Genomic DNA, 23,790 nt, shown 5'->3' on the forward strand with positions numbered 1-23,790 from the left:
GCATCCGTACGGCGTCCGGGCCCGGGTACGGATCCGTTTCCGGACCCGTACCCGCATCCCGGCCCCCGTCCGTGGGTCCCGTCAGTGGATCCCGTTGTAGACCTGCCAGCCCGTGCCCAGCTGCGTGCGGCCGCCGAAGGTGCCGTTGCCCTTGCCGTTCCAGCGCCAGGTGTTCCCGGAGGTGTCGCGTCCGAAGAGGTCGGCGTGCCCGTCCCCGGTGAGGTCGCCGACGCCGACGAGGACGTTGTACGCGGCGCTGAAGTCCTTCACCAGCAGGGTGCGCGCGCCGAACCTGCCGTTGCCGAGGCCGTTCATCCGCCACAGCTCGTTGCCGCCGTCGTGCAGGAGGAGGTCGCCGTTCCCGTCGCCGTCGAGGTCCCCGGCGCCCACGATCTTCTTGTACTCCTTGAAGGCGCTGCTCAGGCCGATCCGCGGGGCGAGGATCCCGGCGGAGGTGGTGGTGTACAGGTACAGGCCGCCGGTCTTGGGGTCGCGGGCGATCAGGTCGGGGCGGCCGTCCTTCGTGACGTCTCCGACGCCCGTCATGACGTCGTAGACGTTCCAGCCCCTGCCCAGCACCCTGTGCTTGCTGGTGGGCTTCAGCAGTTCCCCGCAGGCGGGGGTGTAGAGCCGCATCTCGCCGCTCGCCAGCCGCACCAGGGTGTCGTTGCAGCGGTCGCCGTTCGTGTCGCCGAAGGGCACGGGGCGGAAGCCGGCGGGCCAGCCGGTGCTGGTGGCGCTGCCGTTGAAGTTCCCGCTCTGCGCGTACCCGTACGCGGTGCGCAGGCTCCCGGAGGCGGTGGTGGAGACGAGGTCGGCGACCCCGTCGGGCCGGGCGCCGCGGCCGCCGAAGTCCCGGTGCACGGCGGCCCCGCCGTCGAGGCTGCCCGTACCCGACGCGAGCTTCACGGCCCCGGCGGATCCGGCCGGGGTGGCGGTCAGGGTCCAGCCGTAGGCGCCGTTCGGCGCGTATCCGCCCGAGGCCGTACGGCCGTCCCAGCGGGCCCACAACCGGGCTGCCTCGTAGCCCCCGGTGCGGGTCTGGAGCACCCGGCCGGCCGGGTCGGTGAAGGTCACCTTCCAGTTCGAGACGGGGCGGCTGAAGGTCCAGAGGGCCTCCCAGCCGAGGACGGGGGAGTCCCGCAGCCAGATGTCGCCGCGCACCTCCGAGCTCAGCAGGGCCAGCGGGGAGGGGGCGACCCCGGCGGACTTCACGCGGACCTTCTCGTCCGGTCCGGTCCAGGCGACCAGGGCGCTGTGCTCGTCCACCGCCCAGCGGCGGCGCCGGTCGTCCCCGCCGGAGCCGCCGGGGAAGCCGGTGGCGAGGGTGCGGGCGGCGCCGGTGGCCGCCTCGGTGAGTTCGAGGGTGCCGGCCGTGCGGTCGTGGCGGACGGTGAACCCGTCGCCGAGCAGCACCTCGCCGCCGGGCACGGTGCGGCCGGTGCGGGTCTTCGTGTCGTACACCCCGGCGGGCCCGGCCGCCCCGCAGCTCCAGTACAGCCAGTGCCCGCCCGAGGCCTGGAGCTCCTCGGGCACGCAGGGGGACGGGATGTCGAGTGTGCCGGTCCGGCCGGTCTCGAACTCGTACGTGGACAGACGCCCGGGGGTGGCGGTCGCGGTCCACAGTACGGGCCCGTTGACGGCGGCCGCGGCCGGGGCGCCCTTCTGCGTGGCCGCGTAGCCGAGCTTGTCGGCGTACTGCACCGGCTTCGCCCCGCCGGAGCGGTAGACCGCGTAGCCGTCGGAGACGTCGATGATCCGGCCGTCGGTGGTGCCGTAGTTCCGGACCTGGGTGCCGACGCCCTCCTTGATCATTTGCAGTTCGTCGGTGTCGTAGGTCCCCGGGTCCTCCGGGTTGAAGACCCCCTTGCCGAGGACGGCGTCCCCGCCCGTGCCGCTGTTGCCCCACAGCGGGCCCACGGGTACGAGCTTGCCCTCGGTCCGCGCCGAGGCGGTGACCTTCCCGTCGGCGGCCCGGTCCAGGCTCCACACGGAGGTCCGGTGGAAGGCCGTGTTCTCGTGGTTCTCGGCGACCCGCAGGGTGCCGCGGCTCATCGCCATGCCGGTCTTGGCGTACGGGTACGGGTCGGTCTTCGTGCGGTTGACGAGGGAGGGGCCCTCGGAGCCGGAGCCCGGGACCACGTGCTTGACCCACCAGTCGTTGCCGTCCCCGCCGCCCGCGACCGTCAGCCCGCCGCCCTTGTTGACGACGAGCCCCAGGTGGGTGCGGTTGAGCAGCACCCGGCGCGTGCCGTCGGCGAGCGAGGTGGCGATCAGCGGGGACACGCCCGCGTCGTACTGCGTGACGACCCAGTCCCCGACGAGCGCCGCCGTGGCGGCGGGGTCGGCCAGCACCGTCCGCGAAGCCTCGGCCGCGAGGTCGCCGCGCGGCTTCAGGACGACGGTCGAGCCGTACGCGTAGCCCACGCGCCGGCCGTCGAGCAGCAGCCGGGGGTTGCGGGACTCGCCGGTCTCCACGTCCTCCCACAGCGGGGTGAAGGAGGCGGTGGTGAAATCGAGGTAGCCGACCCCGCGCGGGCCGCCCGGGGTCTTGTAGACGAACACGGCGCCGGCCGCGTCCCCGGCGCCGCCGCGGTGGACGACCGCCTCCGCGGGCAGGCCCTTGACGTGCCGGGTGCTCTGCGCGCCGTCCGTGCGGGTGTGCAGGACCACCCCGGCGCCCAGGGGGGAGTCGGCGACCACGGTGGTCCCGTACAGGCCGACGTACCGGCCGCCCTTGAGGTCGATGACGGCCGGCTCGCTCCCCGGCAGGACGACGGGGACCGTCTTCGGGTCGTAGCCCTGCGGCAGGGCCGCGGCGTACGCGCCCTGGCCGTACCAGCCCGGCAGGCAGGCGCCGGCGATGTTCTCGCAGGGGCCGCCCGTCACCGTGGCGGGCGTGCCGTCGGGGTGGGTGAGCGGGGTGGTGGCTCCGGTGGCCCAGTCGGTGTGGACCACGGCGTCGCCGCCCGCCGGGCGGTGGGTGTAGCCGGAGTGGTCGGCCGCGAGCAGCTGGTCCCGGCGCACCTCCGGCTTGCCGGGGGTGTCGAGCACCAGATCCGGGGCCGGCACCTCGGCGGCGGCCCGGGTCGTCTGTGCCGTCTGTGCCGTCTGGGTGGCCTGGGCCGGCAGGGTCAGGGCTCCGGTGCCGGCCACGGCGGCGAGGCACGCCAGCAGGGTGGTGCGGCGCGCGGTCGTGCGGCGTGCGGTGCTGCGTCGGGACAAGATCCCCCCAGGTGAACGGGTGCTGTGGCGGCGGCGCGGAGCCGCAGGCGCGGGGTCCCCGGGCACGGATGCGCCGAGGGCCCCACGCATGAGACACGCGTGGGGCCCTCGGGGTTGTACGGGTTCCTGTGGAGGATTCCGGCGGGACTACGCCGGCTTCTCCTCCAGGCGGGGGAAGAGGATCTCGCCCTTGGTGACGGTGGCGCCGACGGGGAGCAGGCCCCAGCTGCCGGCGTCCTGCACCCGCTGGTCGGCCAGCGCGCCCAGGCCCGCGGCCTCGGCGCCCAGGGACTCCCACAGCTTCTGCGAGGTCTCCGGCATGACCGGGTTCAGCAGGACGGCGACGGCACGCAGCGACTCGGCGGCCGTGTAGAGGATGGTCGCGAGGCGGGCCCGGCCCTCCTCCGACTCGTCCTTGGCCACCTTCCACGGCTCCTGCTCCGTGATGTAGCCGTTGACCTGCTTCACGAACTCGAAGATCGCCAGGATGCCGGCCTGGAAGTCCAGCTCCTCGCCGATCTTGAGGTCGGCCGCGGCCACGGCCTTCGCCAGTCCCTCCGCGACGGCCTTCTCGGCCTCGCCGGCGGCCGTGGCCTCCGGCAGGGTGCCGCCGAAGTACTTGCCGACCATGGCGGCCACGCGGGAGGCGAGGTTGCCGTAGTCGTTGGCCAGCTCGGAGGTGTAGCGGGCGGAGAAGTCCTCCCAGGAGAAGGACCCGTCCTGGCCGAAGGCGATGGCGCGCAGGAAATACCAGCGGTACGCGTCCACGCCGAAGTGCGCCGTCAGGTCCTGCGGCTTGATGCCGGTCAGGTTCGACTTCGACATCTTCTCGCCGCCGACCATCAGCCAGCCGTTGGCCGCGATCCGGCCGGGGACCGGCAGGCCCTGGGCCATCAGCATCGCGGGCCAGATGATCGCGTGGAAGCGGAGGATGTCCTTGCCGATGAGGTGGACGTTCGCCGGGAAGGTCCCGTCGAACTTCGCCGGGTTCTCGTTGTAGCCCACCGCGGTCGCGTAGTTCAGGAGGGCGTCGATCCACACGTAGATGACGTGCTTGTCGTCCCACGGGACCGGGACGCCCCAGTCGAAGGTGGAGCGGGAGATCGACAGGTCCTCGAGGCCCTGCTTGACGAAGTTCACGACCTCGTTGCGCGCCGACTCGGGCTGGATGAAGCCCGGGTTCGCCTCGTACAGCTCGATCAGCTTCGGGCCGTACGCGGAGAGCTTGAAGAAGTAGTTCTCCTCCTTGAGGATCTCCACCGGCTTCTTGTGGACGGGGCACAGCTTGGTGCCGGCCTCGTCCTCGATCAGGTCGCCGGGGAGCTTGTACTCCTCGCAGCCCACGCAGTACGGGCCCTCGTACCCGCCCTTGTAGATCTCGCCCTTGTCGAACAGGTCCTGCACGAACTCCTGCACACGGTCCGTGTGCCGCTTCTCCGTGGTGCGGATGAAATCGTCGTTCGCGATGTTGAGGTGCTCCCAGAGGGGCTTCCAGGCCTCCTCGACGAGCTTGTCGCACCACTCCTGCGGGCTCACGCCGTTCGCGTCCGCGGTGCGCATGATCTTCTGACCGTGCTCGTCCGTGCCGGTGAGGTACCACACCTTCTCGCCGCGCTGACGGTGCCAGCGCGTGAGCACGTCGCCTGCGACGGTCGTGTAGGCGTGGCCCAGGTGAGGAGCGTCGTTGACGTAGTAGATCGGGGTCGTGACGTAGTACGCCGCGCCCTCGTGCTTCTCGGTTCCAGTGGCCGCCATGGGCGAAATCCTAATGCTCCGGGAAGCCGGGCTTCACCGCGATATCAGGGGCTGGACGGCCGGAAGGGGTACGCCTCCCCCGCGGGGCGGGGGAGGCGCGGGCGTACGGCGGGGCCGCTCAGCGGCGGAAGTCCCCCAGGATGCCCTTGGCCAGGGCCGAGGCGGAGAGCTCGCGCGGGGCCGGGCCGGCGTGGAAGAACCCGGCGTTCCCGGCGTCGGCCTCCAGCTTGCGCAGGAAGTCGAAGGCCTTGGAGTCGTGGTCCCCGAAGGCGACGAACTGCCAGTGGATGTCGTGCCGGGCCGCGTCCGCCAGGGCCTGGCGGGCGGGCTGGCGGCTGTCCGGGGCGCCGTCCGTCTGGAAGACGACCAGGGCCGGGCCCTCGGCGCCCGCCTTCTCGTAGTGCGCGACGACCTCCTCCACCGCCCGGTGGTAGCTGGTCCGGCCCATCCGGCCGAGGCCCGCGTGCAGCTCCCCGATCCGGCCCTCGACCGAGTCGAGGGTCAGGTCCCCGGTGCCGTCCACGTCCGTGGAGAAGAACACGGTGTGGACCGTCGCCTCCTCGTCCAGGTGCGCGGCGAGGGCCAGCGCGTGCTCCGCGAGGTGCTGGGCGCTGCCGTCCTTGTAGTACGGGCGCATGGACCCGGAGCGGTCCAGCACCAGGTACACCCTGGCCCGGGCCCCGCCCATCCCCCGCCCGCGCAGCGCGCTCCCGGCCGCCTTGTACGCATCCGCGAGCCCCGGAGCCCGCCCGCGCACCTTCGCGAGCGACCACGCGGGCCCGGCGACGACGGCCTCCTCGACGGCGGGCGCGTCTACGACGGCCTGCTCGGCGGCGGCCTGCTCGGCGGCGGGCGCGTCGGCCTCCACGGCCTCGGCCACCGCGGCGACGGGCCCGGCGGGCTCGACGGCCTCCACGACCGCAGCCCCTTCTTCGACTACCTCGCCTACCTCGACTACCTCAGCGGCCTCGACCACCTCGACGGTCTCCGAGACCGTGGCGGCCTCCGCGGTCTCGGCAGCGACGACCGGCGACTCCTCCGGAGCAACCGCCTCCGCGTCCGTCTCCGCAGCAGCAACCGTCTCCGCAGGAACAACCGGGTCCTCGGCGGCAACCGGGTCCGCCGCGACGACCGGGTCTGCGGCCCGCAGGGCGCCCCGCTCGGCGGAGCGGGCCTCGGGGACCACCGCCTCCGGCTGCCCGCCGCCCGCACCGGAGCCGGACGCGGCCGGCGGCGGGGCCAGGTCCACCCCGCCGCGGGACGGCTCCGCGACCGGTGCCGGCACCGGCTCGGGGTCCCGCGGGGCGGACTGCTGCGGCACGGTCGGATTGTCGAAGGACGCGGCCACCAGCTCGGCGGCCACGTCGAGCGGGTTCTTGGGGTCCTTGCCGGCCGGCGGCGCCTGCGCCGGAACCGTCGCCTCGGCACCCCGTTCGGCCTGGGCCGGAAGCGCCGGCTGCGGCTGCTGAGCGGTCCCGGTGGCGGCGGCGGTCTCGGCCTCCGCGCGCTCGCGGCCGAACACCTTGCGCAACAAACTCCGAATACCCATGGGCGAGGCCTTTCGCATGAGCTGGGGGTGCGATGTTTGTCCGTACTGCGGGGTGATGGGGGCAAAGATCCCTGCCCAGAGTGGACACGTAAGGTTATCGGTCCCACGCCCGGTTGCCAGGAACGGCACCCCAAACGTGACCTTCCGTGGCGCGTGGGGCGAACTCCCGTGCCGACGTGCCGGATTCACTTCTCGTTCATCCGCAGGCCGCCGGACTGGCGCAACTCCGCCTTAGCGTCACGGCTGGATTCGTTCCGACACGCTGTCGGCGCAGCAGGCGTCGCCGTGTAGTTTCCGGAGGACAAACGTGCGCAAGCTCCTGCCGCTCTTCAGCACCCCGCATGCGGGCGGTCGTTCCGCGCTCACCTGCCGCTTCCGCTGCGGCGACGCCTGCTTCCAGGAGGTGCCCAACACGAGCGACAACGAGTACGCGGGCGACCTGATAGCCCGTACGCTCTCGCGCCGCTCGATGATGCGCGCCGCCGCCGTGGTCACCGTGGCCTCCACCGCCGGTGCCTCGGCCGTGCTGGGCCAGGGCGGTTCGCCGGCCGTGGCCGCGGGGCGGTCCGGGCAGGGCCACGGGGCCGGCGGTGCGTCCGGCGCCCCGGCCGACGGCGCCCGCGGGCTCCGCTTCAACCCGGTCGCGCCGAACACCGCGGACCAGGTCACCGTCCCCGAGGGCTACGCGCAGAACGTGGTCATCCGCTGGGGCGAGCCCATCGTCAAGGGCGCCCCGGGCTTCAACCCGGACAAGCAGACCGCCGCCGCCCAGGCCGGTCAGTTCGGCTACAACAACGACTTCCTGAGCCTGCTCCCGCTCGGCGACGCCTACGAGCGCCGCCAGCTGCTCGTGGCCAACCACGAGTACACGGACGAGCAGCTCATGTTCAAGGGCTACGACCCGCAGAACCCGACCCGCGAGCAGGTCGAGATCGCCTGGGCCGCCCACGGCCTGTCCGTGGTCGTCGTGCAGGAGGACCACCGCAGCGGCAAGCTGACGGCCGTCAGCCGCCACCAGCTCAACCGCCGCCTGACGGCCACCAGCGTGTTCCGCCTCACCGGCCCGGCCGCGGGCAGCGACCTGGTGAAGACCTCCGCCGACCGGACCGGCACCAGGGTCCTCGGCACCCTCAACAACTGCGCCGGCGGCACCACCCCGTGGGGCACCACCCTCCACGGCGAGGAGAACTTCAACCAGTACTTCGCCAACGGCGGCTCCGTCACCGACCCCGTCCAGCTCGCCCGCCTGAAGCGCTACGGGGTCACCGGCGGCGCCTCCGAGCGCAAGTGGGAGCGGTTCGACAAGCGCTTCGACGTGCTCCAGGAGCCCAACGAGGCCAACCGCTTCGGCTACGTCGTCGAGCTCGACCCGTACGACCCGACCTCGACCCCGCGCAAGCGCACCGCGCTCGGCCGCTTCAAGCACGAGGCCGCCCAGCCGCGCCTGACCGAGGACGGCCGCCCGGTGGTCTACATGGGCGACGACGAGCGCTTCGACTACTTCTACAAGTTCGTGTCGAGCAAGCGCATGAAGAAGGGCAACTCCCGGGCCGCCCGCGAGCACAACCTCACCCTGCTCGACGAGGGCACCCTCTACGTAGCCAAGCTGACCGGCGACTCCCCGGCCGAGCAGATCGACGGCAGCGGCAAGTACCCCTCGGACGGCGAGTTCGACGGCACCGGCGTGTGGATCCCGCTGGCCACCGGCACCACCTCGCACGTCGAGGGCTTCACCGCCGAGGAGGTGTACGTCTTCACGCGCCAGGCCGCCGACAAGGTGGGCGCCACCAAGATGGACCGCCCCGAGGACGTCGAGCCCTCCCCGCGCACCGGCCGCGTCTACGTGGCGCTGACCAACAACAGCAACCGCGGCAAGGCGGGCCAGCCGGGCGCCGACGAGGCCAACCCGCGCAACCTGAACAAGCACGGCCAGATCCTGGAGCTCGCCGAGAGCTTCGACGACCCGGCGGGCGACGCCTTCGCCTGGCGGCTCTTCCTGGTCGCGGGCGACCCGAACGACCCCGCCACCTACTTCGCGGGCTTCCCGAAGGACCGGGTCAGCCCGATCTCCTGCCCGGACAACGTGGCCTTCGACCCGCACGGCAACCTGTGGATCTCCACGGACGGCAGCCAGCTCGGCTCCCACGACGGCCTGTTCGGCGTCGCGACCGCCGGGGAGCGCCGCGGTGAGCTGAAGCAGTTCCTCACCGTGCCGCGCGGGGCCGAGACCTGTGGCCCGATCATCCAGGACAAGCGGGTCCTGGTCGCCGTACAGCACCCGGGCGAGATCGACGGGGCCTCGGTGGAGAAGCCGGAGTCCGCGTGGCCCGACGGTCCGGGCAAGCTGGTCCGCCCGGCCGTGGTGAGCGTCTGGCGCAAGGACGGCCGCAATATCGGCGTCTGACGGACGGCCTTCCGGGGGTGTGTCACGGGCTCCGCGGCTCCCGCGGTGTTTCACGTGAAACATCCCCGGGTTCGTGGTCCGGCAGGGTGAGGGTGGTCACCGCACCCCCGTCCGGGGCATTGGCGAAGTCCAGCCCTATCCCGAGCACGAGGGCCTGGCCGCGCACGATGGTCAGGCCCAGCCCGTGCCCCTTGCCCCGCCCCGGGTCCCCGGTGCGGAACCGCTTGGGGCCCTGCCGCAGCAGCTCCTCCGGATAGCCGGGCCCGTGGTCCCGGACCGTCACCACCGGGCCGTCCACGGTCACCACCACGGGAGCCCGGCCGTGCTTGTGCGCGTTGACGAGCAGATTGGCCAGGATCCGGTCCAGCCGGCGCCGGTCGGTGTGGACCACGGCCGGGGCCAGCACCCGTACCTCCGCCTCCGAGCGGGCGGCCCGGACGATCCGCTCCACGGCCGGGCCCAGTTCGAAGCGCGCGGTATCGGCCCGCTCCACCCCGGCGTCGAGCCGGGAGATCTCCAGCAGGTCCTCGGTCAGCAGGTGCAGGGCCCGCAGCCGGTCGTTGATCATCTCCTTCGGCCGGCCCTCGGGCAGCAGCGAGGCGGCTGCGAGGGAGCCGGTCAGCGGGGTGCGCAGTTCGTGGGCCACGTCGGCCGTGAACCGCTTCTCCGCCTCCAGCCGGTTCTGGAGGGTCTCCGCCATGGTGTCCAGGGCCAGGGCCACGTCCCGCACCTCGTCGTGGTGGCGCCCGGTGCCGCCGCTGCCCCCGCGCGTCCCGGCCGCGACGCCGACCCGGGCGTCCAGGTCCCCTTCGGTGATCCGCCGGGCCACGGCGGCCGTCAGGGTCAGCCGCCGGCTGATCCGCCCGGCGAGGAAGAGCCCGGCGAGGGCCACCGTCCCGGCGGCCAGGGCGGCGGAGGCCAGGATCGCGGTGTCGATGTGCCGCAGCCGGGTGCGGGTGCTCTCGTACGGGATCCAGACGGCCAGTGCCTTGCCGTCGGCGGGGGCGGCGGCCCACATCACGGGTTTTCCGTCGTACGTGCCGACCATGCTGCCGCTGTTGCCCCGGGCCACCAGCCGGCGCAGCGGCTCCGGGAGTCCGGGCGGGTCCAGCGCGCTGTTCACGTCCCCGTGCGCGGTGCCGTACTCGTAGTGGCCGAGGGCGTGGTCCAGGGTGCTCTCCACGTCCTTGCGGACCTCCCCGACCAGCTGCCGGGCCACCACGTTGTGGACGAGGATCCCGAGGACGGCCGCCACGGCGCAGCAGACCGCCGTCGTGGTGGCGGCGATCTGCCAGCGCAGGCTGGCCGTCCCCGGCATCCGGGCGGCCCGTCAGTTCCCGGCCCGCGGGCAGGGCGCGGGGGACTGCCCGGGGGTGGCCCGTTTGAGGGAGGGGCAGTCGTCGAGGGTGAGCTGTTCGAGGACCATGTGCCCCTCGTCGGGGTTCCACACGTAGTCGGAGACGGACACGAACTCCGGGTTCGAGGTGGGTTCGCGGACGGCCAGGTGCCCGGCGGCCACCTCGACCCCCTCCAGGACCCCGCGCCGGGACAGCACGCGGGTGATGCGGCCGTCGCGGACGGTGTAGACGCGCAGTTCGCTGAGGCGGCCGTCCACGTCCACGGCGGTGATCATCTCGTCCTTGCCGTCGCCCGTGAGGTCGTGGAAGACGGGCGGGCGCACCGGGCACCCGTCGTCCGGCGCGCCGCTCTCGGCGCACAGCGCGAGCCGCTGCACGGCCCGCGGGTCGACCAGCCGGCCGGTGCCGCCGTCCTCGCGGGTGGCGGAGGTGATGTCGGCGCGCACGGTCCGCAGCACATCGGTGCCGCGGAGGTCCCCGCCGGGTACGGCGGGCAGTCCGGGTACGGCGGCGGGCTGCCCGCTCCGGCTGTCGGGCTCCGGGGAGGGGTGGACGTCGGGCCACAGGGCCAGCGGGGCCCGGACCTCGCCGAGGTCTCCGTCGTCGCGCAGACCCTCGGCGTCGGCGCAGCCGGTGAGCGCGCCCAGGGCGCCCAGCAGGGCCAGGGCGGCCGCGGGCGCGCCCCGGCGGGTCCGCGCGAGAGGAAGCCGGCCGCGCGGCTCCGGGTGCCGTGTGCTCCCGCGCCGCGTGCTCCGGTGCTGTGTGGTCCCGTGCTGCATAGTCCGGTGCTGTGCCTTCCCGTGCTGTGCCCTCCCTTGGGGGGTGGTCCCGTGCCGCATGGTCCGATGCTCCCCCGTCCGGCCGCATCCGGCCCCGCGGGCGGCCCATTCGGGGAACGGGGCCGCGGCCGGTCAGCCGGAGCCGGGCGGGCCGGACGGTCCGGGGCGGCCGGGAGGGCCCGCCGCCACCGGGGGGCCGGGCGCGGCCAGCGCGCAGGCGGCGGCCACCTCCTGCCGCACCGGGTCCAGCACCCCGCCCGCACCGTCGTCCCCGCCGGTCCCGGCCCCGGCCGGGGAACCGCCCCCGCCCCCGGCCCCGGCCCGCCCCGCGTCCGCGGCCGGGGCGGGCGCGTGCCGGACCCCCGCGGCCAGCTCCTCCAGTCGGGCCACGATGTCCGCGACCTCGCGCGGGGCCGGTTCGGGGGCTCCGTGGTTGACCCGGACGCGGGCCGCGGTGGTGGCGTCCACGATCCGCTCCACGGCCACGACCAGCGGCCACCAGGCGGCCGCGCGGGCCCCGACGGGCGGGGGCTCGGTCAGGGCCCGCTGGAACTCGGTGCGTACGGCCGACAGGTCCCGGTAGATCCGGCGGCGGGCCCGCATCCGGGTGGCGCGGGCCGCGCGTACGGCCTCCTCGGACAGGTCGCGGGGGCCGAAGGCCTGGGCGACGTACCGGGCGGCGTCGTCCACGGTGTCGGCGAGCCGGTCCCCGATCCGGGTGCGCCAGCTCTCCGGCCAGAGCAGGTATCCGGCGATCAGGGTGATGGCGCAGCCGATGAGGCTGTCGAGCAGCCGGGGCCGGACCAGGTCGAAGCCCTGGTGGTTGAGGAGGTCGGACAGCAGCAGGATGACGGGGGTGATGGCGGCCGTCTGGAAGGCGTACCCCTTGGCGGTGAGGGCCGGGATCAGCGCGCCGAGCACGACCATCACCGGTACGTCCCACCAGCCGCGCGGCACCTCCGCCAGGACGGCGGCCGCGACGACCAGCCCGCCGGCGGTGCCGAGGGCCCGCAGGACGGCGCGGGAGAAGACCGAGCCGAAGTCGGGCTTGAGGACGAAGGTGACGGTGAGGGCCACCCAGTAGGAGCGCTCCACGGGCACCAGCGAGACCAGCGCCTGGGCCAGTCCGATGCACAGGGCCAGCCGCAGCCCGTACCGCCAGGACTCGGCGGAGAACATCACGTCGCGGGTGGCCCGCCGCAGCCGGACCCGCAGGGCCGCGGGCCGCCCCAGCCGGTCGTCCACGTTGTAGGCGTCGGTCTCGGAGAGGTAGACGACCCGGGCGGCGTGCCGGACGGCGGCGTCGACGGCCCGCTCGCTGGGGCCGGGCGGATCGGGCGGCAGGTCGAGCACGGGGGTGCCGGTGCGGCCCTCCTCGACGGCGTCGGCGAGCTGCCGTACGGCCGCCGGGATCTCGGGCGGCAGCGGGCGCCCGCGCAGGTGGGCCGCGGGCGCCGCCTCCACGGCCGGGACCACCGTGTTGAGCTGGGCGAGCATCCGCACCAGCGCCGGGCTCCGGCCGTCCCCCCGGGCGCGCCGGGCCAGCAGCAGGTCGTAGGCCTGGTTGAGGTCCTGGGTGAGCCGTCGCCGCCGCTCCTCGTAGCCGGGGCCGCCCGCCGCCTCCAGTACGTCGGCCAGCGAGCGGTACGTGGCGGCGACCGCGGCCCGTTCCGGGCGGCGGCCGCGCAGGGGCCAGCCGAGCAGGGAGAGCAGCAGGACGAACAGGCCGCCGGCGGTGAGCAGCACGGGGGCCGTCCACCAGGGGCTGGGCATGGCGAGCCCGGCCCCGACCACCGCGTTGAGGAGGAGCAGCAGTCCGGAGACGGAGGCCACCGTGCCGATGGAGGAGATCATCCCGGAGACCAGGGCGACCAGGGTCAGGGAGGCGACCGCTGTCCAGCCCTGCCCGTAGACGAGGGTGCCGAGGGTGACGCCGAGGGCCCCGAAGAGCTGCGGCACGGCGATGTTGTAGACCCGCATCCGGTAGGCGTCGGCGGTGTCGGCGAGGACTCCGGACAGGGCGCCCATGGAGACGATGGCCCCGTACTCGGGCTCGTCCAGGGCGAACCCCACGGCGAGCGGCGCGGCGAGGGCGATGCCGGCGCGGACGACGGCCGCCCAGGGGACGGGCGCGGAGCTGGGCCGCAGCCCGGCGAGGAACCAGCCGGGCGGGGCGGGGGTGGGGTGGCGGGGGAATCCGGGCGGTGTCTGATCCGTGCCCTGTTCGGTGCTCATTCCGCTTCCGTGCCGCTCTGTGTGATTTTCTCCGTGATGCCAGCCTATGGGGTCCGGCCGGTCCGCCGGGCCCGACCGCCCCGTCAGGCCCCGCCGGGGCGCCGGGGCCCGTACGGCACCGCGGCGAGCAGGGCCAGCAGCAGCCCCGCGCCGAGCACCGCCCAGGAGGCGGTGCGCAGGAAGCCCGTCAGCGCGTCGTACACCGCCCCGGCGGCCGGGCGGTGCAGGTCCGCGGGCACATCGGCCAGGGTCAGCCCCCGGCCGGCCCGGACCGCGGCCGCGAGCAGCAGCCCGCCGAGCACCAGCCCGGTCCCGGCCCCGCACAGCGCCCAGCGGGGGCGCGGGGCGAAGCCGACCGCGGCCAGGGCGAGCAGCAGGGTGAGCACGGGCAGCCAGACCCCCGCGGACCGCAGGGCGTGGAAGCCGGTGCGCAGCAGGCCCAGGTTCTCGTACTCCATGACCGTGACCGCCGTCCGCGAGACGGGGATGCGGTCCACGAACGGCACCCCGTCCGCCGTCAGGTCGGCCTTCACCTCCGCGATGACGGGGGCGAGGTCCACGCTGACCCGGTCGCCCTCGCCCCGGTCGAGGGCGCTGAGGAAGGCCTGGTGGGCGGCCCGGTTCGCGGAGTTCCAGGCGGTCCGGTAGGCCTCGGTGCCGACGAAGGACCGGACGGCCTCGTGCAGGAGCGCCCGGACTCCCTCCACCCCCGCCACGCCCGCCGCACCGGCCAGGTCCCGGGCCCGGTCGGGGTGCCCCGTGGCCCGCCGCCCGCCGCCCGGCCCGCCGGGGCCGGCGCCCAGCTGCCGGCCGATCGCCGCGGTGGCCTGCGCGGCCACGGCCTCGCGCACCGCCGGATCGTCGGCCAGCGGGGCCATCGCGGCCACGTACCGGCGGTCGTCCCCGGGGACCCGGTCGGCCCAGACGGCCACCGCGCTCAGCGGTGCGAGCACGGCGAGCAGCAGGGCGAGCAGGGCGGTGGGGAGCAGGGCGTGCAGCACGGGGTGCGGAGGGCCGGGCAGGGGGCGCGCCGCGGCCCGCGCCGCCCTCCGCACCGGCGTCCGCGCCGCTGCCGCCGCTGTCTGGGATCTCCGCACGTCACCAGGGAACGCGGCCCCCGCCCGCCCCCGCCACCGCGGTTGCTGCGCACGGGGGTGCGGGGCCCCGCGGCGGGGGAGTTCCCTGCGCCGTACGGGTGATCCACTTGCCGGGGCCGGGGCGCGGGTGTGCCCTTGAGGAGGGGCGGACGGGACCTCCGCCGTCCCGCGCAGGCCTCCACCGCACAGGCCTCCCCCGCGCACCCCCGGACGCAAGGAGCCCGACATGGCACACGCGGCACCGACCGCCACCGCGCGGCACCTCGGCAGTATGCGCAACCTCCGCACCGGCGCCTGGCTCGGCCCCGTGCTCCTCGGCCTCGTGTACGGGGTCTACGCGGCCTTCATGAACCGCCAGACGGGACCGGTCGACGCGGGCAACGTCTTCTACGGGATCCTCTGCGGGGCCCTCTTCGCAGGGATGCTCTTCCTGCTCGCCCGGGTCGGCCCCGGGCTGCCCCAGGAGCTCCGCGCCGCGGTCTACGGGGCCTTCGCCGGGATCGCGGTCGGCTACCTGTACAGCCTCGGCGGCGCGACCGTGCTGCGCTCGGTCGGCATCGGGCTGGCGGTCGGCATCCCCGTGGCCGCGGCCTCCTTCTACCGCTTCCACACGCGGGAGGACTGACGGGCCGGGCGGGGCGAACCGTACTTTCGGCCCCCGGACCGTGGACCAAAGCCCGGGGTCCGCGGCCCGGGGGCCGCGCAGAATGGACAGCGGCGCCGGTTCCCGCGCCCCGGTGGTCGAACCTCACGTGACCACTTCTCCGTTGCCGGGGGTGCGGGAACCGGCGCTTCCCCGTGTCCGGGGCCGGGCCTGCGGCGCCCGGCCGGCCGGGCTCAGGCGCGGTCGAGCGGCTCCTGCGGACGGGCGCCGCGCTCGGCCGGTTCCTGGGCCCGCTCCGGGGCCGGGGCGGGCGCGGGCGCTTGGGCCGCCGTGCGCTCCTGGGGGCGCGGGGCGCAGCGGGAGGCTTCCGCGCGGAGCATGGCGTTGAGCACGGCGAAGGGGTCGATGGGCATGGCGATTCCTTGCGGGGGTGTGGGGTGGGGGTGACGGCGCGGGAGCACGGGCTCCTCAGCAGCGCATCACCGAGCACCGCACCAGGCGCAGCGAGGCGGGCCCGGGCCGGTCCGCGCATCCGGCCGCCGCGGCCCGGGTCCCCGCAGCGGGGCCCGCTGCGGTCCGTACGGTCCGGGAGTCGCGTACCTCCGCGGCCGATCCGCGGCGCGGGTCCCGCCGGAGCGCGGCCGCGCGGGCCGAGGGGCGTACGGGGAGCCGCTGCTCGGCGTCGGAGACGGGTTCGCCGTGCCCCTCGCGGCCCTCGCCCGCCGGTTCGGCGGGGGCGGGGGCCTGGGCGGCGGCCGGCGGGTGTGCGGCCCGTGCGCCGTGCGCGGCCGCCGTGCCGGTGAGGGCGAAGAGCAGCAGGACGCAGGCGGCCGCCAGCCACCTCGTCACTGCGCGCTGCATCCCGCCGCTCATGGGGAGGGATGTGCCCGCGTACGCCGCCCACCTGCCGCAACCCGCCCGAGAACCCCCCGACCGGAGGAGGCAGCCGGGCTATCTGAGGCTGATCGGGTGAGGGGCCGGAGGGGCGGGGGAGGCCAGTGGGGCGAAGGAGGTGAAGGAGGCGAAGGAGGCGAAGGATCTGAGGGGGGTTCAGAAGGGGGACGGGAAGGCGGTCAGCCCCGCCGCCACCGCGGCGCCCCCGGCCAGTACGGCGGCGGAGTGCATCCCCGGGTGCCCGTAGTCCCCGAACACCAGTTGGCGGACCAGCCCGCCGAGGGCGGCGAGGGTGGTCACCACGGCTAACTGGGAGACCAGGGGCACCTGGAGCAGGGGCAGGAGCAGCAGCAGGGCCAGGTTCACCCACAGCGGTCCCGTGCCGGTCCAGCCGTGCCAGTACCAGCCGGGTCCGAGCGTGCGGCCGCGGCCCGCGACGGGCTCGTTCATGTCCATCCCCCCGTAAACGAAACGACGCCGTGGGCACGCATCAGGGCGTGTCCACAGCGCCGTTGTACCGGAAGGAGGGCCTTTCAGGCAGCAGCCGGGACGGAAGCGGAAGCAGGAGGAGCGGACAGCTGACGTTCCGCCAGGTGGCCGAGCGCCAGTCCGGTGCCCGTCCACAGGGTGGCCTGGACGGCCAGCGAGGCCAGCCTGAACTCCCAGACCAGGGCGGCCGGGAAGCCCTCCGGGACCTCGCTGACGGAGGGCAGGAGGGCGTAGGCGAGCGCGACGGCGATGACGAAGGCGGTGCCGCCCGCGACGCTCGCGTTCCAGTTGCCGAGGCGGGGGGCCAGCCGCCGCCCGAGCAGGACCGCGCCGGCCGCGAGGAGCAGGCCGAGGAGGGTCATCAGCAGGTGGAGGGCCGCCCGGTCGCCCGCGGTGGCGGGGTCCCCGACGGCCGGCGGGTTGGCCGGGTACTTGAGGAAGGGCACGAGGTACACCGTCACGAAGGCGCCCCCGGCGACCAGGGCCGCCGTGGCCCGCGGCCCGAACCGGCCGGTCCGGCCCAGGGCGAAGCACAGGACGAGCGCCGCGATGCCGCCGAGGGCGGCCCCGTAGAGCAGGACGCCCGTGCCGAGTCCGGCGGTGGCCTGGAGGGCGCGGCTGACCGGCGGGGCGGACTCGTCCCCGTGGTGCCCGGCCGGGCCGTGGCCGTCCGCGGCGTGTGCGGCCGAGGCGGCTTCTTCGATGGAGATGGCTTCGTCGACGAGGGGTTCGCCCAGGAAGTACGACACGAGGAGGGCGAGCACGCCGGCGGCGAGCCCCGCCAGCATCCCGCGGACCAGCAGGGCTCTGACCGAAGCGGAGTTCACTTTTTCCTGTCCCCCGGGGTCAGTGGCAGGGGAAGCCGAGCAGGTGCCGGCCGTCGTGCATCCACTCGTGCACCGTGTCGCCCTCGAAGAGGGCGGTGGCGCCCTGTTCGGCGCCGACGAGGTAGACCAGGACGAGCATCAGGACCCCGAAGAACACGGCCCAGGGGGCGAGGGTCCGCAGGGGTACGGGGGAGAGGGCCTCCGCGCTGGGCGCGGCGGGCGCGGCTGACTGGGCCATGGCAGAACCTCCGGAGGGAACACGCGTCCCGGTCGAGTGGTGCTCTGGACGACGGCTACGGGTCTGACTCGCCTCCCGCGGGGGAGGTCCACAGTGGCGCGACCGTCCCGGTTTTCCACCGGTGCTTCCGTCGTGCCGTCGTCATGTCGTCCGCGACCGTACCGCCGCGGTGGCCGGAACACCACGGCGCGCGGCACACGTCTTGCGCCCCCCGCCTAGGCTCCCGCCATGGACGCGCCCGCAGCAGACGCCGGATCCGGCGCAGGGACCGCCGGATCCCGTACCGGAGGCCCCGGCTCGCCCGCAGGCCCCGGCTCGCCCGCGGGACCCGCAGGACCCCCCGCGGGAGGCGCCGGGCCGCCCGCGGCCGTCCGGGTCCGGCTGCTGGCGCTCCCCCCGGAGCCCGGTTTCCGCTTCGCCGCCGCGGCGGCTCCCGCCGGGCACCCGCTGCTGGCCGGCCCCGATCCGGGGCGGTGGGGCGGCCGGACCCTGGACGAGGTCGCCGCCGGGGACCCGGCCGGGCTGCGGGCCTGGCTCACCGACCCGGAGTACGCCCCGCCCGGCGGGGAGTCCGTGGCCGCGCTGGTGGCCCGGACCGGCCGGGCGCTGGACGCGCTGGCCCCGGGCGCGGTGCGCGCGGAGGTGGCCCAGGCGGTCGTACGGGCGGCGGTGGTGCACGCGCTGGAGCTGCCGCTGCGGACCTTCTGGCGGCTGGACGCCCGGCCGGGCTCCCTCACCGAGCTCAGCGGCCGCGCGGGCCGCTGGAACCTGCGCCTCGGCCGGCCGGACGGGGCCGGCACCGGGCGCTGAGCCGCGGCGGCCCGGCGCCGCGCCTAGGCCGTGATCCAGTCGCTGGTGGCGATCACCGGCTGCACGCCGTCGCGGTGGATGGTGCCCTCGATCAGGCCGTACATCCGGTCGGCGGCGTAGTAGACCTCGTTGTCGTTCTTGAGGCCGAAGGGCTCCAGGTCCACGAGGAAGTGGTGCTTGTTGGGGAGGTTCAGCCGGACCTCGTTGACCCGCGGGCAGTTGTCGAGCACGCGCTCGGCCATCTGGTTCAGGGTCTGCTGGAGCGAGTACGAGTAGGTCTCCGCGAAGGCCTCCAGGAGGTTCTTGCGGACCTTCCGGTACGCCTGGTCCCAGTCGTATCCGGGCTCGTCGGCGGCCAGGGCGGAGTGCGCCCAGCGCGCGGTGACCTTGGTGGCCAGGATGCGGTCGTACGCCTCCTGGAGGGTGGTGTACCCGTCCTTGATGTAGCCGTGGAACTCCGAGTTGGTGGAGTTCATGACCGTGAGGTCCTTCAGACCGGAGACGATCTGGAGGCCCGTGGTCTCGCTGTACGTGATCTGCGCGGTGCGCACCTCCTGGCCCTTGAGGGCGAAGGAGTGCTGCTCCTTGCGGGTGGGCACGGGGATCCGCTCCCACGCGTACTCCTCGATGCGGATCTGCGCCTCGCGGATGGGCTCCTGGCTGGAGACGAAGTGCTTCGCGAGCAGGATGCCGAAGGCCTCGGGGGAGTCGATGCCGTGTTCCTTGCCGAAGGCGTACACCGTGTTCTTGGTGGTGTCGGTCGGCAGGCAGTTGGCGTTGTCGCCGGTCAGGTGCACGTCCCGGAACTCGCCGCGCAGGGCCACGGACACGTTCAGGTCCCGGATCTCGTGCCAGGAGCCGTCGCTGCCCTTGCGGGTCACCTTGACGATGCGGTTCTCGGCCTTGCCGTACTGGTTCTGCGCGAGGACGTGCTTGCTCATGCTGTCTTCCTTCGGGTCACGGAGTCCGGTCGTCTGGATCCCGTACGCCCGGCGTCCGGCAGCCTGCCCGGGGGCCTCCGTGGCCCCGCCGCGCGCCGCCCCCCGCCGTCCGGCCCTGTGGCCGCCCCGGGACTGACGTGCATCCCGGTTCGTAGGTGCTCATCGGATTGCAGCACGGCGCGGGCCGCCGCGGAGGGGCCCGGATCCTCCGACAATCGGCCCCCCGGAATCGGCGGACCCGACGAAAGCGCAGGTGGAGCGGCGGGTGAAACAGGAGGCGGGGGGACGCGCCTCAGAGCGCCCGGTCGAACCGGGACAGGTCCTCGATGAGGCGCTTCAGCAGGGCGGGCGGCAGGGTCTCGTCCAGCAGCTCGCGGAGCTGGGCCGTATGGGCCTCCAGGGCCGCGCGCAGCTTCTCCTCGCCCAGATCCGTGTGCCTGAGCAGGTATCCGCGCCCGTCGCGGGGGTCCGGCTCGCGGCTGATCAGGCCCTTGGCCACGGCCCGTGCCACCAGGCGCGTCGTACCGCTGGAGGTCAGTCCGATCGCCTCCCCGAGCGGGGCGGCCTGCGCGGTGTGCCCCGGCTGCTGCCACAGCCTCAACAGCAGCTCGAACTCCGGTCCTTCCAGCCCCGAGGCGGACATGAACACCGGTCGCGTCCGGTTCTGCAGCACGTGGACCACCCGGCTCAGGTGGCCCAGCAGCTGTACGCCGTCGGCCGCGGCGAGCCGGTCGATGCTCTCTCCCATGGGCGGAATCCTCGCACGGAGCCGGACGGGAAGGTGACGAAGTAGGCCTGAACTGAGTGTCAAGGTACCTGCTTAGGCAGGTACCCTCACCCGTATGAGTGTTTCCGCCCGCCCCACCCGCAGCTCCGCGCGCCCCACCCCGGAAGCCGGGACGGCCGACGGAGCACTCGGCGCGTCCGCCCCCCGGCCGCCGCTGCGCCTGGTCCTCGTCCTCGGCGCCCTGTCGGCCTTCGGGCCGCTCAGCCTCGACATGTACCTGCCCGGCCTGCCCCAGCTGGCCGAGGACTTCGGGGTCGGCGCCGCCGACGCCCAGCTCACCCTGACCGCCTGCCTGCTCGGCCTCGCCCTCGGCCAGCTGGTGGCCGGCCCCCTCGCCGACCGGCTGGGCCGCCGCCGCCCCCTGCTGTGGGGGCTGGCCGGGTACGCCGCCGCCTCCGTGCTGTGCGCCCTCGCCCCCACCGCCGGCGCACTGACCGGCGCCCGCCTGCTCCAGGGCCTCGCGGGCGGCTTCGGCATCGTCATCGCCCGCGCGGTCGTCTCCGACCTGTACGAGGGCCCCGCCGCGGCCCGGGTCTTCTCCCTGCTGATGGTGGTCAACGGCTCCGCCCCGATCCTCGCCCCGCTCGCCGGCGGCCAGCTGCTGCGGCTGACCGACTGGCGCGGGGTCTTCCTGGCCCTGACCCTGATCGGCACGGCGATCCTCGCCGGATCCGCCCTGGTCCTGCGCGAGACCCTGCCCGCCGCCGCCCGCGCCGAGGCGGCCGCAGCGGGCGGCGGCGGGCTCTCCCGCACCCTGCGGGGCTTCGGCGACCTGCTGCGCGACCGCCGCTTCCTCGTGCCCACGTTCACCTCCGCCTTCGCCTTCGGCGCCCTCATGTCGTACATCGCGGGCTCGCCGTTCGTCCTCCAGGAGGTCTACGGGCTCGACGCCCAGGAGTTCAGCGTGGCCTTCGGGGCCAACGCCCTGGGCATCGTCGTCTTCGGGCAGCTCAACGGCCGGCTGCTGCGCCGCCACCCGATGCGGCGGCTGGTCGGCTGGGGCGTGGCCGTGCTGGGGGCCGGCGCCCTCCTGCTGCTGGTCTCCGCCCTGGCCGGGCTCGGGCTGCCGGGCGTCCTTCCCGCCCTGCTGCTGGTCGTCTCCAGCATCGGTCTGATCAGTCCGAACACCGCGGCCATCGCCCTCGCGGACCGCCCGCACACCAAGGGCACCGCCTCGGCCCTCCTCGGCCTGTTCACCTACGCGACGGGCGGGCTCACCGCCCCCCTGGTCGGACTGACGGGCGCCCGTTCGGCCCTGCCGCTGGCCCTGGTGATCGGGGTCTGCACCCTGCTGTCCGCGCTCGTCTACTTCCGCGGCGGGCTCCACCGGGACGGCCTCGGCTCCCCGCGCGGCTGACCCGCCCCGCCGGCCGCCCCGCCCGCCGCCCGCCGCGGCCGGAGTGCGGGGCGCGGCCGGGCGCCGCAGGCTGGGAGCCCGTACCCAGCGAGGAGAGGACCACCGCCGATGTTTGCGAGGCTGAGCAGCTACCAGGGGTCCCCGGTGCCCGCAGAGGGGGACCTGACGGAGAAGTCCGGGGCGCTCGTCCGCCCGGTGGAGGACCTCCCCGGCTTCCGGGGCGCGTACTACCTCGTCGACCGGGCCACGGGCCGGGCCCACTCGCTGACCCTGTGGGCGGACGAGGAGGCCATGCGCGCCAGCGAGGAGTACGCCGACCGGGTCCGCGAGGACGCGGCCCGGCGCGAGGGCCAGCAGATCCTCTCGGTGGACCGCTACGAGGTCGCGTACGGCCGCGTGCGGCCTTAGGCCGCCCGGCCCTGCTCTAGGCCGCCTCCGCCGTCTGCCGCTCCGGCGGCAGCAGCTCGGTGACGACGAAGGCGACCACCGCCGCCAGGATCACCACCGGCATCATCGCCGTACCGCCCAGCAGCAGCACCACCAGCACCACGCTGCTCACCGGCAGCCGCAGGGTGGCCGCGCTCGCCGCGGCCATCCCGGCCGCCATCGCCGGCACCACCCCGAGCCCCGGCAGCGGCGCCAGCAGCAGACCGGCCGCGGCGCCCAGGAACAGGGCGGGGAAGACCGGGCCGCCGCGCAGACTGCCCAGGCACAGGGCGTACGCCGCCCCCTTCAGGAGGAGTACGGCGACCAGCGCGCCCACCCCCCAGGCGTGCGGGTCGGACGCCATGGCGGCCAGGGCGGCCTGCCCGGAGGAGGCCACCTCGTGCGGCGAGCGGTCGGTGAGCAGGGCGTACAGGGCGGCGCAGGCGGCCGCCGCCAGGGCGCACTGGACGGTCCGTACGAGCGGCCGGGCCGCGGTGTGCGCGGCCACCCGGCGGGCGGCGGCCCGCAGCGGGTGCAGGACCAGCGCCAGCGCCGCGCCGATGGCCAGGGCCCAGGCCACGTCCCCGGCGTCGAGCCGCGGGAAGGGGGTCGCGGAGGGGTTCAGGGAGAGGTCCCCGGTCTCCAGGCCGGTCCAGCGGCCCAGCCCCGTGAACACCAGGGACCCGACCCCGCTGGACAGCAGGGCCGGCAGCATCACGGCGAACAGCTGAGGGCCGCCTACCCCCGCCACCTCGATCAGCAGGACCGCGGCCACGAGGGGGTTGCCGAAGATCGCCGCCACGGCCGCCGCGGCCCCGGCCGCGCCCAGCAGGGCGGTGCTCTGCGCCGTCGCGGGTGCCTGGGCCAGGTCGCGGAAGACCAGGGCCAGGCCGCCGCCGAGGGCGATCAGCGGGGCCTCCGGTCCGAGGACGGCGCCGAAGGGCAGGCAGGCGGCCGCCGCGAACAGCACCCCGGGCAGGGCCCTGGTGGCCCCGCCCCCGCCCGCGTGCAGCCCGGCCACCGGCAGGTGCCCGCCGCCGCCCGGCAGCCGCGCGGCGGCCCACCCGACGGCGAGCCCCGCGAACAGCAGCAGCGGGAACGGCCACCACCAGGGCGGCGGCCCGTCCAGGCCGACGGCCTGCGGCAGGTCGGTCCACAGGGCGTGCTCCAGCTTGTGGAGGCCGACCAGGAACCAGAAGGCGGCGAGGGAGACCGGGATGCCGAGGAGGGCGCAGAAGGCGAGGGCCTTGAGGTAGCCGGGGGAGCGCAGGATCCCGCGCAGGACCTCGGCCTCCTCCGGCTGCGCCGGCCCGGCGGCGGTCCCGGCGGTTCCGGCGGTTCCGCCGGGGCCGGCCGAGCGGTGGGGGTCGCCCATGGGTGACTTCCTTTCGCCACCCCTGATGGTCCCCCGGCCGGCCCCGCCCTGCCCGCTGAGAGCATGTCGGGATCCTGCCGAGATCCGGCCGGGACCCCGCCTCAGCTGCCCGAGTCGCTCCAGCGGACCTCGCCGTCCTCCACCGTGCCGGTCGGGCTCAGTCCGAGGGAGCGGGCCACGCCCGCGGAGGCCTCGTGCTCGGGGTGGATGTAGGCCGCCAGGGAGGTCACCCCGCGGGTCCGCAGCCAGTCCGCCATGGCCCGCGCGGCCTCGCCCGCATAGCCCCTGGCCTGGTGCTCGACCCCTACCACCCAGGCCAGCGACGCTTCAACTCCACCGCTTCCGGTCCGGTACAAGGTCGCTTGAACCGTCCCGGCCAGCCGCTGGTCGTCCGTACGGCGGAGCATCCAGTTCAGCCAGCCCTGGCTGCCGTCCGGGGACTGGCCGCCGGCCTGGAACGCGTACCTGACCTGCAGTTCTTCCAGGGTGTACGGCTTCCCGCCGGTCCAGGTGTGCAGCCGTGCGTCGTCGAGTACGGCGAAGGCCTCAGCGGCGTGCGCGGGGGTGAGGGGTTCGAGGGTCATTCGAGAGGTCGTCAAGGGATCTGCGAGCGGCCACTGTCTCAATGGAGTCATCCGCG

21 protein-coding genes are annotated in these 23,790 nt (G+C 74.9%); 5 read left to right on the plus strand and 16 right to left on the minus strand.

The genetic code is table 11. The features are described 5' to 3' along the window. Window positions 1-81: 81 nt before the first annotated feature. The 3 genes from ACZ7JZ_RS10805 to ACZ7JZ_RS10815 all read right to left on the minus strand — a co-directional run bounded on the left by ACZ7JZ_RS10805 (window position 82) and on the right by ACZ7JZ_RS10815 (window position 6,529). Window positions 82-3,225, minus strand: coding sequence for an FG-GAP-like repeat-containing protein (locus tag ACZ7JZ_RS10805; protein WP_470935992.1), 3,144 nt, complete (start codon window positions 3,223-3,225; stop codon window positions 82-84). A gap of 147 nt (window positions 3,226-3,372) precedes the next feature. After that, complete coding sequence (gene metG, locus ACZ7JZ_RS10810) at window positions 3,373-4,980, minus strand: methionine--tRNA ligase (protein ID WP_470935996.1); 1,608 nt, start codon at window positions 4,978-4,980, stop codon at window positions 3,373-3,375. Window positions 4,981-5,098: 118 nt separating this feature from the next. Next, window positions 5,099-6,529, minus strand: a complete 1,431-nt coding sequence (locus ACZ7JZ_RS10815) for a VWA domain-containing protein (RefSeq protein ID WP_470935998.1) — start codon at window positions 6,527-6,529, stop codon at window positions 5,099-5,101. 307 nt (window positions 6,530-6,836) lie between these two features. On the opposite strand from ACZ7JZ_RS10815, the gene ACZ7JZ_RS10820 reads away from it, so the two are divergent. Continuing rightward, window positions 6,837-8,933 carry a PhoX family protein gene (locus tag ACZ7JZ_RS10820; RefSeq protein ID WP_470936001.1) on the plus strand — a complete coding sequence of 699 codons (2,097 nt, stop codon included), beginning with the start codon at window positions 6,837-6,839 and terminating at the stop codon, window positions 8,931-8,933. Between the two features lie 22 nt (window positions 8,934-8,955). Here the strand turns inward: ACZ7JZ_RS10820 and ACZ7JZ_RS10825 are convergent, their stop codons facing one another. From ACZ7JZ_RS10825 to ACZ7JZ_RS10840, 4 genes are all read right to left on the minus strand, one after another. Then, a complete protein-coding gene (locus ACZ7JZ_RS10825; protein WP_470936003.1) occupies window positions 8,956-10,251 on the minus strand; it encodes a sensor histidine kinase in 1,296 nt (431 codons plus the stop codon). 12 nt (window positions 10,252-10,263) lie between these two features. Beyond that, window positions 10,264-11,070, minus strand: a complete 807-nt coding sequence (locus ACZ7JZ_RS10830) for a hypothetical protein (protein WP_470936005.1) — start codon at window positions 11,068-11,070, stop codon at window positions 10,264-10,266. A gap of 132 nt (window positions 11,071-11,202) precedes the next feature. After that, window positions 11,203-13,305: an FUSC family protein gene (locus tag ACZ7JZ_RS10835; RefSeq protein ID WP_470936007.1), complete on the minus strand. Its 2,103-nt coding sequence runs from the start codon at window positions 13,303-13,305 to the stop codon at window positions 11,203-11,205. 83 nt (window positions 13,306-13,388) lie between these two features. Continuing rightward, the gene (locus ACZ7JZ_RS10840; RefSeq protein ID WP_470936010.1) at window positions 13,389-14,402 is read right to left on the minus strand and encodes a hypothetical protein; all 1,014 of its coding nucleotides are present in this window, start codon (window positions 14,400-14,402) and stop codon (window positions 13,389-13,391) included. Window positions 14,403-14,628: 226 nt separating this feature from the next. On the opposite strand from ACZ7JZ_RS10840, the gene ACZ7JZ_RS10845 reads away from it, so the two are divergent. Next, a complete protein-coding gene (locus tag ACZ7JZ_RS10845; RefSeq protein ID WP_470936013.1) occupies window positions 14,629-15,027 on the plus strand; it encodes a hypothetical protein in 399 nt (132 codons plus the stop codon). A gap of 212 nt (window positions 15,028-15,239) precedes the next feature. On the opposite strand, the gene ACZ7JZ_RS10850 is transcribed toward ACZ7JZ_RS10845, so the two are convergent. The 5 genes from ACZ7JZ_RS10850 to ACZ7JZ_RS10870 all read right to left on the minus strand — a co-directional run bounded on the left by ACZ7JZ_RS10850 (window position 15,240) and on the right by ACZ7JZ_RS10870 (window position 17,454). Further along, a complete protein-coding gene (locus ACZ7JZ_RS10850; RefSeq protein ID WP_470936016.1) occupies window positions 15,240-15,419 on the minus strand; it encodes a hypothetical protein in 180 nt (59 codons plus the stop codon). A gap of 55 nt (window positions 15,420-15,474) precedes the next feature. Then, a complete protein-coding gene (locus ACZ7JZ_RS10855) occupies window positions 15,475-15,867 on the minus strand; it encodes a hypothetical protein (RefSeq protein WP_470936019.1) in 393 nt (130 codons plus the stop codon). Window positions 15,868-16,056: 189 nt separating this feature from the next. Next, window positions 16,057-16,350 carry a hypothetical protein gene (locus ACZ7JZ_RS10860; RefSeq protein ID WP_470936022.1) on the minus strand — a complete coding sequence of 98 codons (294 nt, stop codon included), beginning with the start codon at window positions 16,348-16,350 and terminating at the stop codon, window positions 16,057-16,059. Between the two features lie 83 nt (window positions 16,351-16,433). Next, a complete protein-coding gene (locus tag ACZ7JZ_RS10865) occupies window positions 16,434-17,216 on the minus strand; it encodes a CbtA family protein (RefSeq protein ID WP_470936025.1) in 783 nt (260 codons plus the stop codon). Between the two features lie 19 nt (window positions 17,217-17,235). Further along, window positions 17,236-17,454: a CbtB domain-containing protein gene (locus tag ACZ7JZ_RS10870; protein ID WP_470936028.1), complete on the minus strand. Its 219-nt coding sequence runs from the start codon at window positions 17,452-17,454 to the stop codon at window positions 17,236-17,238. Between the two features lie 228 nt (window positions 17,455-17,682). On the opposite strand from ACZ7JZ_RS10870, the gene ACZ7JZ_RS10875 reads away from it, so the two are divergent. Then, on the plus strand, window positions 17,683-18,264 hold the full coding sequence (locus tag ACZ7JZ_RS10875; protein WP_470936031.1) for a histidine phosphatase family protein: 582 nt from the start codon (window positions 17,683-17,685) through the stop codon (window positions 18,262-18,264). A 23-nt stretch (window positions 18,265-18,287) separates the two neighbouring features. Here the strand turns inward: ACZ7JZ_RS10875 and pucL are convergent, their stop codons facing one another. Then, the gene (gene pucL / locus ACZ7JZ_RS10880; protein ID WP_470936033.1) at window positions 18,288-19,205 is read right to left on the minus strand and encodes a factor-independent urate hydroxylase; all 918 of its coding nucleotides are present in this window, start codon (window positions 19,203-19,205) and stop codon (window positions 18,288-18,290) included. Between the two features lie 292 nt (window positions 19,206-19,497). Continuing rightward, complete coding sequence (locus ACZ7JZ_RS10885; RefSeq protein ID WP_470936036.1) at window positions 19,498-19,953, minus strand: MarR family winged helix-turn-helix transcriptional regulator; 456 nt, start codon at window positions 19,951-19,953, stop codon at window positions 19,498-19,500. A 94-nt stretch (window positions 19,954-20,047) separates the two neighbouring features. Here ACZ7JZ_RS10885 and ACZ7JZ_RS10890 point away from each other — a divergent pair, with 94 nt between their 5' ends. Both ACZ7JZ_RS10890 and ACZ7JZ_RS10895 read left to right on the plus strand, forming a co-directional pair. Beyond that, the gene (locus ACZ7JZ_RS10890; protein WP_470936039.1) at window positions 20,048-21,349 is read left to right on the plus strand and encodes a multidrug effflux MFS transporter; all 1,302 of its coding nucleotides are present in this window, start codon (window positions 20,048-20,050) and stop codon (window positions 21,347-21,349) included. 108 nt (window positions 21,350-21,457) lie between these two features. Further along, complete coding sequence (locus ACZ7JZ_RS10895) at window positions 21,458-21,757, plus strand: hypothetical protein (RefSeq protein ID WP_470936042.1); 300 nt, start codon at window positions 21,458-21,460, stop codon at window positions 21,755-21,757. A gap of 16 nt (window positions 21,758-21,773) precedes the next feature. Here ACZ7JZ_RS10895 and ACZ7JZ_RS10900 read toward each other — a convergent pair whose 3' ends face one another. Further along, window positions 21,774-23,150: a chloride channel protein gene (locus ACZ7JZ_RS10900; protein ID WP_470936044.1), complete on the minus strand. Its 1,377-nt coding sequence runs from the start codon at window positions 23,148-23,150 to the stop codon at window positions 21,774-21,776. A 101-nt stretch (window positions 23,151-23,251) separates the two neighbouring features. Then, a complete protein-coding gene (locus ACZ7JZ_RS10905; RefSeq protein WP_470936047.1) occupies window positions 23,252-23,734 on the minus strand; it encodes a GNAT family N-acetyltransferase in 483 nt (160 codons plus the stop codon). Window positions 23,735-23,790 lie beyond the last annotated feature (56 nt).

This window comes from Streptomyces sp. NPDC038213 (assembly GCF_055600495.1).